This window comes from Arthrobacter sp. ov407, from assembly GCF_900102895.1.
Lineage (GTDB): Bacteria > Actinomycetota > Actinomycetes > Actinomycetales > Micrococcaceae > Arthrobacter.
The window spans coordinates 36,504-51,976 of record NZ_FNGD01000008.1; the positions used below are offsets into that span (position 1 = coordinate 36,504).

Annotated in this window: 13 protein-coding genes and 1 tRNA gene; 4 read left to right on the top strand and 10 right to left on the bottom strand. The window is 68.0% G+C overall.

Going from position 1 to position 15,473, the window contains the following annotated elements; all coding sequences use genetic code 11:
• Positions 1–38: 38 nt before the first annotated feature.
• Positions 39–1,148 carry a PLP-dependent cysteine synthase family protein gene (locus tag BLS42_RS11735; RefSeq protein ID WP_090581321.1) on the bottom strand — a complete coding sequence of 370 codons (1,110 nt, stop codon included), beginning with the start codon at positions 1,146–1,148 and terminating at the stop codon, positions 39–41.
• Positions 1,149–1,196: 48 nt separating this feature from the next.
• Here BLS42_RS11735 and BLS42_RS11740 point away from each other — a divergent pair, with 48 nt between their 5' ends.
• Positions 1,197–2,069 carry a sulfurtransferase gene (locus BLS42_RS11740; RefSeq protein ID WP_090581324.1) on the top strand — a complete coding sequence of 291 codons (873 nt, stop codon included), beginning with the start codon at positions 1,197–1,199 and terminating at the stop codon, positions 2,067–2,069.
• Between the two features lie 68 nt (positions 2,070–2,137).
• Here the strand turns inward: BLS42_RS11740 and BLS42_RS11745 are convergent, their stop codons facing one another.
• A complete protein-coding gene (locus BLS42_RS11745; RefSeq protein ID WP_090581327.1) occupies positions 2,138–3,601 on the bottom strand; it encodes an HNH endonuclease in 1,464 nt (487 codons plus the stop codon).
• Between the two features lie 3 nt (positions 3,602–3,604).
• Positions 3,605–3,925, bottom strand: coding sequence for a hypothetical protein (locus tag BLS42_RS11750; RefSeq protein WP_090581330.1), 321 nt, complete (start codon positions 3,923–3,925; stop codon positions 3,605–3,607).
• 179 nt (positions 3,926–4,104) lie between these two features.
• Here BLS42_RS11750 and BLS42_RS11755 point away from each other — a divergent pair, with 179 nt between their 5' ends.
• Both BLS42_RS11755 and BLS42_RS11760 read left to right on the top strand, forming a co-directional pair.
• Positions 4,105–5,283 carry an NAD(P)-dependent alcohol dehydrogenase gene (locus tag BLS42_RS11755; protein WP_090581333.1) on the top strand — a complete coding sequence of 393 codons (1,179 nt, stop codon included), beginning with the start codon at positions 4,105–4,107 and terminating at the stop codon, positions 5,281–5,283.
• Entirely contained in the window at positions 5,280–5,708 is a 429-nt protein-coding gene (locus BLS42_RS11760; protein ID WP_090581336.1) for an HIT family protein, read from the top strand. Before BLS42_RS11755 ends, BLS42_RS11760 begins: the two co-directional genes overlap by 4 nt.
• A 57-nt stretch (positions 5,709–5,765) precedes the next feature.
• On the opposite strand, the gene hrpA is transcribed toward BLS42_RS11760, so the two are convergent.
• Positions 5,766–9,800, bottom strand: coding sequence for an ATP-dependent RNA helicase HrpA (gene hrpA, locus BLS42_RS11765; protein ID WP_090581339.1), 4,035 nt, complete (start codon positions 9,798–9,800; stop codon positions 5,766–5,768).
• Positions 9,801–9,969: 169 nt separating this feature from the next.
• Entirely contained in the window at positions 9,970–10,137 is a 168-nt protein-coding gene (locus BLS42_RS20235) for a hypothetical protein (protein ID WP_175558492.1), read from the bottom strand.
• Between the two features lie 81 nt (positions 10,138–10,218).
• Here BLS42_RS20235 and BLS42_RS11770 point away from each other — a divergent pair, with 81 nt between their 5' ends.
• Positions 10,219–11,184 (top strand): GlxA family transcriptional regulator, encoded by a 966-nt coding sequence (locus BLS42_RS11770; protein ID WP_090581342.1) that lies wholly within the window; start codon positions 10,219–10,221, stop codon positions 11,182–11,184.
• Between the two features lie 54 nt (positions 11,185–11,238).
• Here the strand turns inward: BLS42_RS11770 and BLS42_RS11775 are convergent, their stop codons facing one another.
• From BLS42_RS11775 to BLS42_RS11795, 5 genes are all read right to left on the bottom strand, one after another.
• Entirely contained in the window at positions 11,239–11,535 is a 297-nt protein-coding gene (locus BLS42_RS11775; RefSeq protein WP_090581345.1) for a protealysin inhibitor emfourin, read from the bottom strand.
• Between the two features lie 42 nt (positions 11,536–11,577).
• Positions 11,578–12,651 (bottom strand): M4 family metallopeptidase, encoded by a 1,074-nt coding sequence (locus tag BLS42_RS11780; RefSeq protein ID WP_090581348.1) that lies wholly within the window; start codon positions 12,649–12,651, stop codon positions 11,578–11,580.
• Positions 12,652–12,841: 190 nt separating this feature from the next.
• Positions 12,842–12,914 (bottom strand) — tRNA-Arg (locus BLS42_RS11785).
• Positions 12,915–13,016: 102 nt separating this feature from the next.
• The gene (locus BLS42_RS11790; RefSeq protein WP_090581350.1) at positions 13,017–14,585 is read right to left on the bottom strand and encodes an FAD-dependent oxidoreductase; all 1,569 of its coding nucleotides are present in this window, start codon (positions 14,583–14,585) and stop codon (positions 13,017–13,019) included.
• Positions 14,582–15,454, bottom strand: coding sequence for an FAD:protein FMN transferase (locus tag BLS42_RS11795; protein ID WP_090581353.1), 873 nt, complete (start codon positions 15,452–15,454; stop codon positions 14,582–14,584). Before BLS42_RS11795 ends, BLS42_RS11790 begins: the two co-directional genes overlap by 4 nt.
• Between the last annotated feature and the right edge of the window lie 19 nt (positions 15,455–15,473).

Below are 15,473 nucleotides of genomic sequence, written 5' to 3' on the forward strand. Positions count from 1 at the left end.
CCTAGGCGGGCGCACCGGCGGATGAGGCCGGCTGGCGGTTAGGCAGGCCAGATGCCGGTTTGGAAGAACTCGCGCAGCACGGCCTCGTGGGGCTCCGGATCCAGGCCTTGGGCGTCCAGCCACTCCGGGTTGTAGTAATTCCCGGCGTAGCGGTCTCCGGCGTCGCACATCAGCGAGACAACACTGCCGCGCCGGCCCTCCGCGATCATCCCGGCGATGAGCTGCCACACGCCCCAGAGATTGGTGCCGGTGGAGGGGCCGGCGTGCAGTCCGGCATGTTCGCGCAGGTGCCGCATGGCCGCCACCGACGCGGCGTCGGGAACCTGGATCATGTGGTCGATCACGGCAGGCACAAAACTCGGCTCCAACCGCGGCCGGCCGATGCCCTCGATGCGTGACGGCAATCCGGCAGTAGCAGTCGCGCCTGCGGCGGGGATCCCGCCGTCGGGCCGGCTGTCCCGCCAGCCCGGATAAAACGCGGAATTTTCCGGGTCGACGACGGCGAGCCTCGTCTCGTGGCGGTGATACCGCAGGTAGCGGCCGATCGTGGCGCTGGTCCCGCCAGTGCCGGCCCCGACCACCACCCAGCGGGGGATCGGGTGCTCCTCCAGCGCCAGCTGGCCGAAGATCGACTCGGCGATGTTGTTGTTCCCGCGCCAGTCCGTGGCCCGCTCGGCGTACGTGAATTGGTCCATGTAATGCCCGCCGGTGCTGCTGGCCAGATCGGCGGCCGCCTCGTAGACCTCGGAGGCGTGGTCCACCAGGTGGCACGAGCCGCCGAACTGTTCAATCAGGGCGATCTTCTCGCGGCTGGTGGTCCGGGTCATCACGGCGATGAAGGGCAGCCCCAGCAGCTGCGCAAAATAGGCTTCGGAGACGGCGGTGCTGCCGCTGGAAGCCTCGACGATCGTGGTGCCTTCCCGGATCCAGCCGTTGACGAGCCCGAAAAGGAACAGCGAACGCGCCAGCCGGTGCTTGAGGCTGCCCGTGCGGTGCGTGGATTCGTCCTTCAGATACAGCTGCACGCCCCAGTGGTCGGGGAGCGGCACCGAATACAGGTGGGTGTCGGCTGAGCGGTTGTTTTCGGCGTTGATCCGGCGGACGGCCTCGTCGGCCCATACCCGGTCCTGCTGGTGCGCGGTGTTCACCGCTACAGCCTACCGGGGGCGGCGGGACGCCGAAGATAGAGTGGGGAAATGGACACCCTTCTCAATGCTGCTGCCCTCAAGGACCGGCTGGACGGCGTCGGCGGCGCCGGCCAGCGCACAGTGCTCCTCGACGTTCGCTGGGCGCTGGGTGACCCTCACGGTCACGACCATTACCTGCGCGAACACATCCCCGGAGCCGTCTTCGTGGATCTCGCCACCGAACTCGCCGGACCCGCGGAGCCCCAAAGGGGAAGGCATCCGCTGCCGCCGCTGGAGCAGTTCCAGGACTCCGCACGCGGCTGGGGCATCAACGACGGCGACGCCGTCGTAGCGTACGACGACAGCGGCAACATGGCCGCCGCCCGGTTGTGGTGGATGCTGCGCAACGCCGGATTCCACCAGGTTCACCTGCTCGACGGCGGCCTGGCGGCCTGGCGGGCCGCCGGGTTCGAGCTGGCGGCGGGACCCGAACAGCCGGCACCCGGAAACGTCACCCTGTCCGACGGCGCCATGCCCGCGATCGACGCCGGACAAGCCGCCACCTGGGGGCAGCGCGGCTTGCTTCTTGACGCCCGGGCGGCTGAGCGGTACCGCGGGGAAATCGAACCAGTGGATCCCCGCGCCGGTCATATTCCGGGCGCAGTGAGCGCCCCCACCACCGGGAACCTGCAGGCTGACGGGCGCTTTATGGCCCCGGCGGAGCTACGGGAGCGGTTCGAGCGGCTCGGCTACAGGGCCGAGATCCCCACTGCCGTGTACTGCGGATCCGGAGTGACGGCGGCCCATGAAATCGCCGCCCTCGAGATCGCCGGCTTTTCCGCTGCCTTGTACCCGGGATCGTTTTCGGAGTGGTGCCACGGCGCCTCCAACGATGTTGTCACTGGGCCGGAACCCTACGGCGAGCACGAGACTTCAAACTAAACACCAGCAGAAGCGCCGGTCAGCCCGCGGGCGCCGCAACCCCAAGCCCCTCGGGAAGTGAGAGATTCCTAGGCTGCAAACCTGTCTTTTAACTTGCTGCGTTTGAGCAACTTGGCGTGGTGCCGGAGCTGGCGCCGTTGGCGGGAGCCCGGCTGATCCGTGGCTGATAGGCGAAGCGGTGTCCCCGGCAGGGGTGGTGCAGTGGAGTGGTAGATGTGGCCGGTGGGGGTGGTGAATTCGATGGTGTGCCTGTCGCCGCTGCCGGATCCGGGATCGGCTGCGGGCCGGGCGGTCCAGCCGGGGGTTTCTTTAGTCTGGTTGCAGGCTTCACAGAGTCCGGCGCCGTTGTCCGTGGTGGTCTGGCCGCCGGTGTGGTGGGCGATGATGTGGTCCAGGTGGCGGATCGGAGCGTCGCAGTAGGGGGTGCGGCAGGTGTCGTCCCGGGCCCGAATGAAGCGGCGGTGCCCGGGCGGGAAGAGCCGGGCGCGGGACTCCATGCCGATGAGGTCGCCGGTGCGCGGGTGGGTGTAGAGCCGGCGGAGCCAGAGCCGGAACGCGGTGTCACCGGCGCTGCCTGCCGCGCCACCGGATCTGTTGGGGCCGCCGGGGTCCGGGGTGGTGCCGTTGATGAGGGTGCGGGCCCACTCCGCGGGGACTGTGCCGTAGCCGGGGAGCCGGGCGGGTTCGGAGTCGGCCTGGAAGAGCGTGCGGTCGGTCATGATGAGCTGGATCTCGATGCCGGTGATTCCGCCGGGGGTGCCGGTGCTGCGTTCGACCAGGGTGTCGGCCATGGCCTGGCCGCCGGTGCGGGGGTCCCCGGTGGCGCGCAGGGTGTCGGCGTGCCGGGTCAGGGCGGTGTAGACGGCGACGCCCTGGGCGACGGGGAGCAGTGCGGTGAGGCAGGCCATGGCGTCGGGGGCGGGGCGGAGGCTGACGTACCGCTCACTGGCGGCGTGCGCAGCGCGGTCGGTGACGGTGCGCGGGTCCAGCCGGTACGCGGCGGCCCGGGCGGTGGCCACCAGCCGCCGGTCGCCCACCCCTGACAGAGTTCCGGTGTCGGGCGCGAGTTCCTCGTCGACGGCGGACCGGTCGGCGGCGGTCAGGCAGGCGGTTTCGCGGACGAGCAGGGTGGCGCGCCATTCGTTGAGCTGCCCGGTCTGCAGGGCGGCGAGGGTGTGCGGCATCTCGGTCACGAGGGCTTTTGCCAGGCCCAGGAGCCGGCCGCCCTTGGCGGGGGACTCGCGCCGGGCCAGGGCGATCTGCGCGCCGATCCCGGCGCCGAGTTTCTCGGCCGGGACCCCGGCGGCGGCCTGGTCGCGGCGTTGGGACACATCCAGTGCGACGGCGTGCCGGGCCTGCCGGGCTGCCATGGCGGACTTCAGGTCCTCCAGGTCCCGGATCTCGTCGATCAGTCCGGCGGCGCTGTCCGGGGCCGGGAGGAAGGCCAGGATCCGGGCCAGTTCGGCGACCGTCACGGCAGTTGCCGGCGCCGGGTCTGCCGGCACCGTCTCGGGCCCCTGAATGCCGTCCATGGGTTAAGTGTCCCTGCGGGCTATGACATTAATGGCCCTCCGGAGCCGTTCCACCGCTTCGGTGGCCATCGGCGACCTTCCAGATCCCAAAGTCACTCCCGAAACGCTGCCCAGAAAAACGTCGAGCTCAAGACGCGTCCGCAACGCGTCGAACGCAGAGCCCAACTCGTCAAGCTGCCGGTATTGTTCGATCATCCCGGCGCGATCCTCGGCCTGACGCACGTCCCCGAGCACGTGGGCGCAGAATGCGAGCAAATCCTGGAGGTCGTCGCCACTGCGCCCTGTCACCGATGAAGCCACGTCGGGCCCCTGATTGCCGTCCATGAATCCAATGTCCTTTGGGGGTCTGACAAAATAGACCGGTCGCTAGTTGCGACGGCAGGAGCGCGCAGGGCGGCTGTCGAAGGGCTCCGGCGCATATGGCCCGGGGGGCTCTCGGTCCGCACCGAACACCCCGCGCTCCAAAGTGGAATACATGCCGGGACCGGGGGTAGCGTCGACGTATGACACCTGGACGTCCCGTACCCCCGCCCCTTGCCAAGCCGCTGCCGGATCTCGACACCACCGCGAACACCACCGCGGGCAGCGCAGCGCAGACCGCCGGCCCCACCTTGGCCGCTGCTTACGGTGCCACCGCACCGGATAGCGGACTCGTTCCCCTGACCGTGTCCCGGCGCGCCCCTAAAGAAGACGACGTCGAGATCGCCATCGAATTCTGTGGACTGTGCCACTCGGACGTGCACGCCACCCGGGGCGAATGGGGCGGCGACACGTATCCGTTGATCCCGGGCCACGAGATCGTCGGCCGCGTCAGCCGGGTCGGTTCCGCCGTCGACGACTTCACGGTGGGTGAACGCGTGGGCGTGGGCTGCATCGTGGATTCCTGCCGTGAGTGCGACAGCTGCCTGGACGGCCTCGAACAGTACTGCGAAAACGCCGCGGTGGGAACCTACGGGGCGAAGGACGCCCGCAACGACGGCGCCATCACCCAGGGCGGGTACGCCACGTCCATCGTGGTGGACCGCAACTACGTCCTGCGGGTCCCGGAGAGCCTGGATCCCGCCGCCGCGGCGCCCCTGCTGTGCGCCGGCATCACCACGTATTCGCCCCTGAACCACTTCGAGGTCGAGGAAGGCGACGTCGTCGGCGTCGTCGGGCTCGGCGGCCTCGGCCACATGGCCGTCAAGATCGCCAAGGCCATGGGCGCCGAGGTCAAGGTCTTCACGACGTCGGAGAACAAGTTCGCAGCAGCACGCGAGCTGGGCGCCGACGACGTCATCCTCTCCACCGACCCGGCAGCCATGGAGGCGGCGAACCGGAGCATCGACGTCATCATCGACACCGTCGCCGCGTCGCACGACCTCAACCCGTACTTCCGCACGCTGCGCCTGGACGGCGCGCTGTTCCAGCTGGGCCTGCCCGCGGAAGCAATGCCGCCCGTCAATCCCGGCGCACTGATCCGGCGCCGGATCGCGTACGCGGGTTCGCTGATAGGCGGTATCGCCGAGACCCAGGAGATGCTGGACTTCTGCGCCGAGCACGGCGTGGTGTCCGACGTCGAGGTGGTCGGGGCAGACCACCTCAACGAAGCCTACGACCGCATGGTGGCGGGCGACGTGAAGTACCGTTTTGTCCTGGACGTCAGTACCCTGGGGTCCCCGGCAGAAAAGGCGGACGCATGAGCACTCTCTTCACCAAAATCATCAACGGCGACATCCCGGGCCGTTTTGTCTGGCGAGAGGACGACGTCGTGGCGTTCCTGACCATGGGCCCGCTGGCCGACGGCCACACCCTCGTGGTGCCTACCGAGGAAGTGGACCGCTGGACGGACGCCTCACCTGAGGTCCTTGGCCGGGTCATGGAGGTTGCCCGCAAGATCGGCGCAGTCCAGGTGGAGGTGTTCGACGCCGCCCGGGCAGGGCTGATCGTGGCCGGCTACGAAATCAACCACATGCACGTCCACGTGTGGCCCTCCAACTCGATGGCGGACTTTGATTTCGGCTCGGCGGACCATCACCCGGATCCGGCCAGGCTGGACGCCAATGCGGAGAAGCTCCGCGAAGGCCTCCGCACGGCTGGCCATGCGGAGCACGTTCCGGCCGCCTAGAAACCAGGCCACTCCCGGCCGCCCGGTACTGGCGCCGGCGCAGCACCCCCAGAGGGTCTACGCCGGCGCCAGTACTTTGTTAAGGGCCGCCCGGATGCGCTTTTCGGACACCGAATAGGCCGTCCCGAGTTCGACGGCGAAGAGGCTCACCCGCAGTTCTTCAATCATCCAGCGCACGTGGGTTAACTCCGCACCGGCCCGCCGCCCGGGCAGCAGTGCGGACACGGCGTCGTCGTAGTCGTCCTCGAGGGCCTGGACAGCGGCCATGTGCTGGGCGTCCCGCTGCACGTTGCCCGGCAGTTTCTCAAGCCGTTTTTCGATCGCCGTCAGGTAGCGGGGCAGCTGGCTGAGCTGTGCGTAGCCCGTGCGTGCCACGAAACCCGGATACACCAGTTGCTCGAGCTGGCTCTTGACGTCGTTGAGCGCGCTGATGAGGGCCAGGCTCGTGGTGCCCTTGAGCTGCTTTTCGATCCGGCGGGTGCTGGCCAGGATGCGTTCGACGACGGCGGTGACCGTGAAGACGGTGTCGATCAGTTCCGCCCGGACAGTCTCGTACAACGCCTTGAACGATGCCTCGTCCCACGGCAGCCCGGCCGGCGTGAGTTTGTCGATGGCGGCCAGGGCGCAGTCGGCGATCAGCGCGGTCACGGAACCGTGCGGGTTCTGGCTGAACGTGAGTTTCTCGGTGTTGTTCAGGTGCTCCAGGACGTAGCGGTCCGGCGGCGGCACCTTCAGCGCCAGGAGCCTGATGACACCGCTGCGCATGGCTTCCTGCTGTTCGGACGGCGTCTGGAACAGCCGAAGCGCCACGGAATTTCCCTCGTCCACCAGGGCAGGGTAGCCGGTGACGGTGTGCCCGCCAACGCTGCCCTGGACCTGGCGCTGGACGGTTCCGAAGGTCCAGTCCTTGAGTCCGGACTCTTCCGTGAACCCGCCCGGGGCCGCGGCTGTGGCAGCCGACGGGGACGTGCCGGCCCGAGACGTTCGGGTGTCCTTCCCGTTTGCGCCGGCCTTCGCCCTCGCCGCCGCCGTCCCTTTCGCAGGTGCCGTGGTGGCCGGTGTGGCACCGAGGGATTCCGCGATGGCCCGGCGGGTGGCAGGGGCCAGCCGCTCCTGCAGTGCGTTAAGGTCCTTACCCTCATCCAGCAACTTGCCGCGGGAATCCACCACTCGGAAGCTGACCCGCAGATGCGCAGGCACGGCGTCCCAGTTCCAGGACCCCGGCGGGATGACCTGTCCGCGGATCCGGCGCAGCACCAGTTCCAGCGACGGTTCAAGCTCGTCCGTGGCGGGATCGAAGTCCGCGTCCAGCGCCGCGACGGCCTGGCGGGCGACGTCCGGGGCAGGAACGAAGTTCTTGCGGATCTGTTTGGGCAGCGACTTGATCAGCGCCGTCACGAGTTCCACCCGCTGCCCGGGGATCAGCCAGCGGAACGCGGCGTCGTCGAGCTGGTTCAGGAAGAGCACGGGGACCTCGGCGGTGACGCCGTCCGAAGGATTCGGCGGCGAACCGGGAGCCACGGGGTGGAACTCGTAGCTCAGCGGCAGCTCGAAGCCCTTGTGCAGCAGGGTCTTGGGGTAGGCCGAATCGTCCAGGGCCGCGGCGTCCTCGCTGATCAGCAGGGACTGGTCGAAGTCGAGCAGCGTGGGATCCTGCTGCCGCGCGTCCTTCCACCACTTGTCGAAGTGCCGCTCCGAGACGACCTCCGCGCCGATCCGGGCGTCGTAGAACTCGAACAGCGTCTCGTCGTCCACCAGGATGTCCCGGCGCCGCATCCTGGCCTCGAGCTCCTCGACTTCGTGCAGCAGTGCGCGGTTGCGGTGGAAGAACTTGTGGTGGGTCTGCCAGTCGCCTTCAACCAGGGCGTGGCGGATGAAGAGCTCGCGGCAGAGCTCCGGATCCACCTTGCCGTAGTTGATGCGCCGGCTCGGGATGATGGGCACGCCGTAAAGGGTGACCTTTTCGTGGGCCATCACCGCGCCCATCTTCTTGGACCAGTGCGGTTCGCTGTAGCTGCGCTTGACCAAGTCGGGGGCCACCTGCTCGGCCCAGAGCGGATCGAACTTCGCCGCGACGCGGGCCCAGAGGCGGCTCGTCTCCACGAGTTCGGCGGCCATAACGAAGGTGGGCGACTTCTTGAACAGGGCCGAACCCGGGAAGATCGCGAAGCGGCTGCCGCGGGCACCCGCGTACTCGCGCTTGCGCTCGTCGAGGATGCCGACGTGGCTCAGCAGCCCCGAGAGCAGGCTGATGTGGATGCCCTCGTGGTGGCCCACTGGATCGGCAAGGCGCTTGTTGTCCAGGCTGATGCCCAGCGGCCGGGCCAGCTGGCGGAGCTGGGCGAACAGGTCCTGCCACTCGCGGACGCGTAGGTAGTTGATGAACTCGTTGCGGCAGAGCCGGCGGAATGCCGTGGAGGACAGTTCCTGCTGTTTCTCCTGCAGGTAGTTCCACAGGTTCAGGTAACCGGTGAAGTCCGAGTTCTCGTCCCGGAAACGGGCGTGCTTCTCCGCGGCGAGCTGCTGCTTATCCGTTGGACGCTCGCGCGGGTCCTGGATCGTCAGCGCGGCGGCGAGGATCATGACTTCGCGGACGCAGCCGCGCTTTCCGGACTCCACGATCATCCGGCCGAGCCTTGGGTCCACCGGCAGCTGCGCCAGCTGCTGTCCGACGGCGGTGAGTCCGCCGCCGCCGTTTCTGCCGGCAGCGGCGCCGGCGGGCCGGCGGCCGGGGCGGCCGTCGCCGTCGTCCGCTGGTTCCTGGGCACGGGCGGCGCTGAGGGCGCCAAGCTCGCGCAAGAGACTGACGCCGTCGTTGATGGCGCGCGAATCCGGCGGCTCGACGAACGGGAAATTCTCCACATCCTTCGGTCCGCGGGCGACGCCCATGGCGGTCATCTGCAGGATGACGGCCGCGAGGTTGGTACGCAGGATCTCCGGGTCCGTGAACAGCGGCCGCGACTGGAAGTCCTCCTCGGAGTACAGCCGGATCGCGATGCCGTCGGAGACGCGGCCGCAGCGGCCCGAGCGCTGGTTGGCCGAGGCCTGGGAGACGCGCTCGATCGGCAGGCGCTGGACCTTGGTCCGGTGCGAGTAGCGCGAGATCCGCGCCGTGCCGGTGTCGATGACGTACTTGATGCCGGGGACCGTCAGCGAGGTTTCGGCGACGTTGGTGGCCAGCACGATCCGGCGTTTGCTGCCGGGGTGGAAGACCTTGTGCTGCTCCTGCAGGCTCAGCCGGGCGAAGAGGGGAAGAACCTCGGTGCCGGCCAGGCGCCGGTTGGACTGGATGCGGGCGTTGAGGGCCTCCGCCGCGTCGCGGATTTCGCGCTCGCCGGAGAAGAAAATCAGAATGTCGCCCGGCGCCTCCTGTGCGAGTTCGTCGACGGCGTCGCATACCGCGTCGAGCGGGTCGCGGTCCTCCTCGAGTTCGTCGTCCGCGGCGGCGCCTTCCCCGTCTCCGTCTCCGGCGCCGGCGGCGGGCTGGGAGAGCGGGCGGTAGCGGATTTCCACCGGGAAGGTCCGGCCCGAGACTTCGATGATGGGGGAGGGCTCTTCGTCAGTGCCGAAGTGCTTGGCGAAGCGCTCCGGATCGATCGTGGCCGAAGTGATGATGATCTTCAGGTCCGGGCGCTGCGGCAGGATCCGCTTGAGGTAGCCGAGGATGAAGTCGATGTTGAGGCTGCGCTCGTGGGCCTCGTCGATGATGATGGCGTTGTACTTGCGCAGCAGCCGGTCGCGCTGGATTTCCGCCAGCAGGATGCCGTCGGTCATGAGTTTGACCTTGGTGGACCGGCTGACCTCGCCGGTGAAGCGGACCTGGAAGCCCACTTCCTGGCCGATCTCGACCCCGAGTTCCTCCGCGATGCGCTCGGCCACAGTGCGGGCCGCGAGCCGGCGGGGCTGGGTGTGGCCGATCAGCCCGTTCTCGCCAAAGCCGAGCTCGAGGCACATCTTGGGGATCTGGGTGGTCTTACCCGAGCCGGTCTCGCCCGCGATGATGGTCACCTGGTTGGCCGCGATGGCGGCCATCAGATCTTCGCGGCGCTCGGAAACCGGCAGCTCGGCGGGGTAGGAAATATGGAATGTCATGGCTGGAGACAGTCTACTGGGGCGGACTGTCCGCTGGCGTGGCGACGGCGGCTGTGTGGTCCTGCTGTTCGGTCCTGCGGTTCAGTCAGGCTGCTCAGTCCTGCTATTCAGCCCCGGCGCATGTTGAGGGCCCGGCTGGATGAGCCGGGCCCGTGGTGTGTGCGCGGACTTAGAAAATCCGCAGGGTGTAGTTGACGCTCGGCAGGTCCCGGGCCATCCAGTACTCTTCCGAGCGGACGGGCGGGGTGTGGCCGAGGCCGTCCTTCCGCAGGGCGGAGATGGTGGCTGCGAGGCCGGCGATGATGAGGATGATGACGGCGATTCCGAGGAGTTCCATACCTCCATGGTTCTCCTGTCCCCGAACTAAAAAAAGTGGCAGAAATGACCAAAAAGCTATAATTTCTGCCACAATGGAAGGATGATCAAATCAGTGGCAATGATCGTGGTTCCCAACTTCTCGATCTTCGAGTTCGCGACCGCCTTCGAGGTCTTTGGCGTAGACCGCTCGGACCGTGGGAACGGCGTGCCCGCCTTCGATTTCCGCGTCTGCGCCCCGGAGCCGGGCGACGTCCCGCTCAAGTCCGGTCTGTCCATGCACGTCGGGCTCGGGCTGGAAGCGGCCGCGGACGCGGACCTGGTGGTGATGGCCCCGTACGGCCGGGACGAGGACGTTCCCGAATCCGTCCTGGAGGCGCTGCGGGCCGCCCACGCCCGCGGTGCGTGGGTGATGTCCATTTGTTCCGGCGCCTTCGCCCTGGCCCGGGCGGGCCTGCTCGATGGCCGGCGCTGCACTACGCACTGGCATTACTCCCAGGAACTCGCCAGCCGCTACCCGGCTGTCCTGGTGGATGAAAATGTCCTCTATGTCGAGGACGGGCGGATCATCACCAGTGCCGGCACGGCCGCGGGGATCGATGCCTGCCTGCACCTGATCCGTGTTGAGTTCGGCGCCAAGGTGGCCGCCGCCATCGCCCGGGACATGGTGGTCCCGCCGCACCGGGACGGCGGCCAGGCCCAATACATCGACCGGCCCATTCCGCAGTGCGGCTCGGAGCCCATGGAGCAGCTGCTGCAGTGGATGGTTCGGCACCTGGACGCGGAACACGCGGTCAACGAACTGGCGGCACGTGTCCATATGTCGCCGCGAACGTTTGCGCGGCGCTTCCGCGCGGAAACGGGGGCCACCCCGGCAGCCTGGCTCAATTCCCAGCGGGTGTTGCGGGCCCAGGAGCTGCTGGAGAGTACGGAGCTCAATATCGACGAGATCGCGAGGGAGTCCGGCTTCGGGCATTCGGTCCTGTTGCGGCACCACTTTGCCAAGGCGCTGGACACTAGCCCGCAGTCCTACCGGCGCACGTTCCGGGGGCACCTGGCCACGGCATAAGGGCAGGGACATAAGAGGCCACGGCGCAAAAGGCCACGGCGTAAAAGGCCGCGGCTAGCCAAAGCCCGGCGGCGCCGCCTCCTCGGCCGCGGCCCGGGCGCATTCGACAAGGTCGCGCCACGGGCCCGTCAGCGCACGCTCCGGCAGGACCGCCCGGCGTTGATCGGCCCGGATGCTGTACATGAACCGGTCCGGCTGGCCGGTTGTCCCGCTGATCCCAGCAACGTCGTCCCAGGGGCAGGCCTCGATCAGCGGCTGCCACCGGTCGGTGTCCTCCGGCGGCTCGGGCCGGACGGTCCACGTCCTTTTCATTCCGGCCACGCCGCCACTGCGCTGGACAGTTATCTTCATGGGACTCGGATCTCAATCAGACTCGATCTGCAGGGGCTCGGCTTATCGTCGGGCTCCCGGGAGCTTTACTTTCACAGTTTCCCACGCGGAGCGCACGGCGTCATGTTCCTTGGAATCCTCCCCGAAAAGCTCCCGGGCAGAGGAGGCAGTGGCCTTGGCGAAGGCGCCGAACGTGGCGGTGGGGGACAGCGTGCCGCCCGTCAACGTCTCGTACCAGATCCGTCCCGGCGCGTCCCAGGCATTGTCGCCGAGGGCCGTGGCAACCAGACAGAACGCGCGGTTGGGGATTCCGGAGTTGATGTGCACGCCGCCGTTGTCCGCACTCGTGCGTACGTAGCCGTCCATCGAGTCCGGCTGCGGGTCCTTGCCCAGCACGTCGTCGTCGTAGGCCGTTCCAGGAGCCTTCATGGAACGCAAAGCGGCCCCCTGCACTTGATCCGTGAAGAGGCCTTCGCCGATCAGCCAGCTGGCCTCCGCCGTCGACTGCTTGCGGACATACTGCTCAACTAGGGCTCCGAAGACATCGGACATCGATTCGTTCAGCGCGCCGGCCTGGTTGCGGTAGACCAGCCCGGCGGAGTACTGGGTCACGCCGTGGGTGAGCTCGTGGCCGATTACGCTCAGGGATTTCGTGAACCGCTCGAAGACCTGGCCGTCACCGTCGCCGAAGACCATTTGCTGGCCGTCCCAGAACGCGTTGTCGTACAGGCGGCCGTAGTGGACCGTGGCATCAAGGTGGAGACCTTGGCCGTCAATCGAATTTCGTCCGAAGGCTTCCGCGTAGAGGCGGTGCGTGTGCCCCAGCCCGTCATAGGCCTCATCGGCGGCGGGATCGCCGGTTGGCGGTTCGCCTTCTTTGCGGACAACGCTGCCGGGCAGCTGCTCGGCGGACTTGGCGTCGTAGACCGTCCGTTCCGGTGTGGACGGCTTGAGTTCCTGTATGCCCGGATATCTGCCGGGCCCGGGCACTGCGCGGGAGGCCTGGAAGCTCGGGACGTGCTGCAGGGTTGCCTTTGCCGCGCGGGCAGCCCTGAAGAGCTCCGGCTTGCGCTGTGCGGCCAAGCGGCGGAGCAAATAGGGCGGAACGATGGAACAGTACGGAGTTGGAAAGAACATGCGAGACCCCCTTCACGATTCGGGGCAGGCAGGGTAGCCCGCTACCGATGGAAACAGCCTACGAGGGGGCACCGACAATGGGCAGGGGCAAGCCGCTGATTTTCGCGTTCGTTCGGCGGGATTCAGAGCACAAAAAACCCCGCCGTTTCAGTGAAACAGCGGGGGGTTTGTTGGCAAAGCCAATATTTTGTGCCCTCGATTGGAATCGAACCAACGACCTTCTGCTCCGGAGGCAGACGCTCTATCCCCTGAGCTACGAGGGCATCCAGGGATCCTGCCGTTACCGGCGGGACGTCCTAGAGCTTAGCAGGAAGTTGGCCTCCAACGGAAAATCGGCAGGCAAGTCCCGCGAATGGCCCGCCCATTCAGTAGCCGGTGAATGTATCCACATGGACCCGGCGGGCACCCGCGCCACGTGCCGCGGCCCGCAGCGAACGCACGCTGGCGGGCGAGCCGGAGACGAAGACTTCCCGGCCGCCGATGTCGGGGACCAGTTCCCTGAGGGCCGGCGCGTCGATCCTTCTGGAGCCTGCGTCCTCCATGAAGGCCGGCGGCGCCGTACCGTCGGCAAGCCGGGCCAGGATGCGGGCCCCGGAGCGCTGCAGTTCTTCGGCGTAGCCCAGTTCGGCGGCATTCTTTGCCAGGTACAGGAGGACAATGTCGCGGCTCCCGGCAGAGGTTCCGGCCGCCGTTGCCGCCGCGGCCAGCTGGGCCATGTAGGGGGTGATGCCGATTCCGGCCGCGATGAGCAGCACGGGGGCGGCCGGGTCCCGGGGCAGGAGGAAGTCGCCGTCTACCGTGGTCGCGGTGAGCCCGTCGCCGGGGGAAAGGGCCAGCAGCGAGCGCTTGGCTGACGACACAGGCTCCGCCGTCCCCACCCCGATCGTCAGCAGAGATGCACCGGGCGCGCCGGTCAGGCTGAATACCCGCCGGATCCCCTTGCCATCACCTTTGCGAGTGCCGGCGGTGTCGGGAGGAAGGTGCAGCTCCAGGGACTGTCCGGGAATGAAGCGCACCGGACGCTCCGGGCGGAAGCTGAATTCCGTCGTCGTGGGCGTCAGCGGACGGCTGGCGACGAATCGCAGCCGGACACCGCCGCGCTGTCCAACAGCGAAGGCGAGCACGTTGCCCACGAGCAGCGCCAGCTCGGGGGAGTTGGCCACAAACCCCAGGTTGTAGGGGACCGCGAACAGCACCCCGACGACGGCGGCCAGCGCCATTTGCTGCCAGCGTCGCGGGGGCAACGTAAGGGGTTCGGTGAGCATGAACCCGACGAAGAACAGCACAGGACGCTGCGCGATCGGCTGCCAGAGGGCCTCGGGAAGCTCCATCCCGGCCCGGAGCAGTTCCGTGGCGACGATGGACACGGCGACCACGGTGAAGACGGCAGCCATGGCGAACTTCCGGGTCCGGTAGAGGACCAGCAATACCCCAGGCAGCACAAGCCAGAGCATCGCCGGAGTCGCCGCCCACCAGGTGGCAATGTTCAGCCCGGTCAGCCCGGCGAGGAATGCGCCCGCCGCGGCAGGATTGAAGATGTGGCGGCCGCGCCAGGCCAGTGCATACTTCGAGGCTGAGGCCAGGATGCAGGCCAGGGCGACGCCGGCGAGCTCCGCCAGCTGCAGCCCCTGTGTCAGCTGGCTGGGCCAGAAAAGGAAATACAGCAACAGCCCGGTGATGAGCGAGGATTCCGTGTGCGGCCGGATGTGGAAGAGCGCGGCCAGCGCCTGGTTGGAGGCGTACGTCAAGCCAAGGCACAAGGCAAGGTGCGCCAGCATTTCCGGCAGCCCGAACGTCAGCCAGCCCAGCACATTGAGCAGCAGGCTGTAGCCGGCCAGGACGGCCAGGACCCACAGCACCAGCCGGTACATCGTGAGCCGGCCCAAGGCCGTCTCCAGCCTCGAGCCGAGAGCAGTGGTGGTGATGGCAGTCATGAAAACAGGGCCCCTTCAAAATCAGCTGAGTATTCCGCGTGCCCGTCCGAATAGACCTTGAGCCAGGCGAAATCGAACTCCTGCTCCAGCCGTGGACCGTCGACAAAAAACAATGCGGTGGCGAGCGCATCGGCCACCATCGCGGTCCCGGCCATGGCCCAGCTGGCGACGACGCTATGCACCGGCGCCCCCGTGGTGCCGTCCAGGACATGATGGAACCCGTCGCCCCAGGCCCGCCGGTTGGCGGCGGAAGCGCAGAGGGCGCCGGCCCCCAGCCGGACGGTGCCGATCGCCCGGGTGGGATCGTAGGGATGCTCGAGGGCAACCACCACCGGGTCCGGCCCCGGATTCAGCAGGTCCCCGCTGGCATCGATGAAGTGCTCGGCGCAGCCGCCGTCCCGGAGCTGGGCGGAGAGCAGATCGGCGAGCTGCCCCTTGCCGGCCGCGCCGACGTCGATCACAACCGGAGCCGTGGTGGTCAGCGCGGTGCCCTGCCAGTCCAGCACATCCTCCCAGCGCGGCGCGGGAAGCGGCGCGCCGCCCGGGCGCAGGGTGTAGTTGGCGTCGTAGCCCAGATGCTCCAGGCTCCCGCCGATGAGCGGGGTCATTGCACCCCCGGTGAGCCGGTACAGGGTGCCGTACAGCTCGCCCAAGGCGGCCGCTTCGACGGGCAGCTCAACACGGCCAGGCGTTCGGGCGGCGTCCGCAATGAGCGAGTCTGGCCTGAACCGGGACCACGCGGCGTCGTACTTCTCCACCGTGGCGAGCAGCCCGCGGCGCTGTTCGCCGGACAGGAGGGACGGCGTGGAAATCTCCCAGCGGGTCCCGATCCCGTCGAAGCCGAAGTGCGTCCAGCCCGGATGCGGCACGATTCCTCTCTCCCTGTCG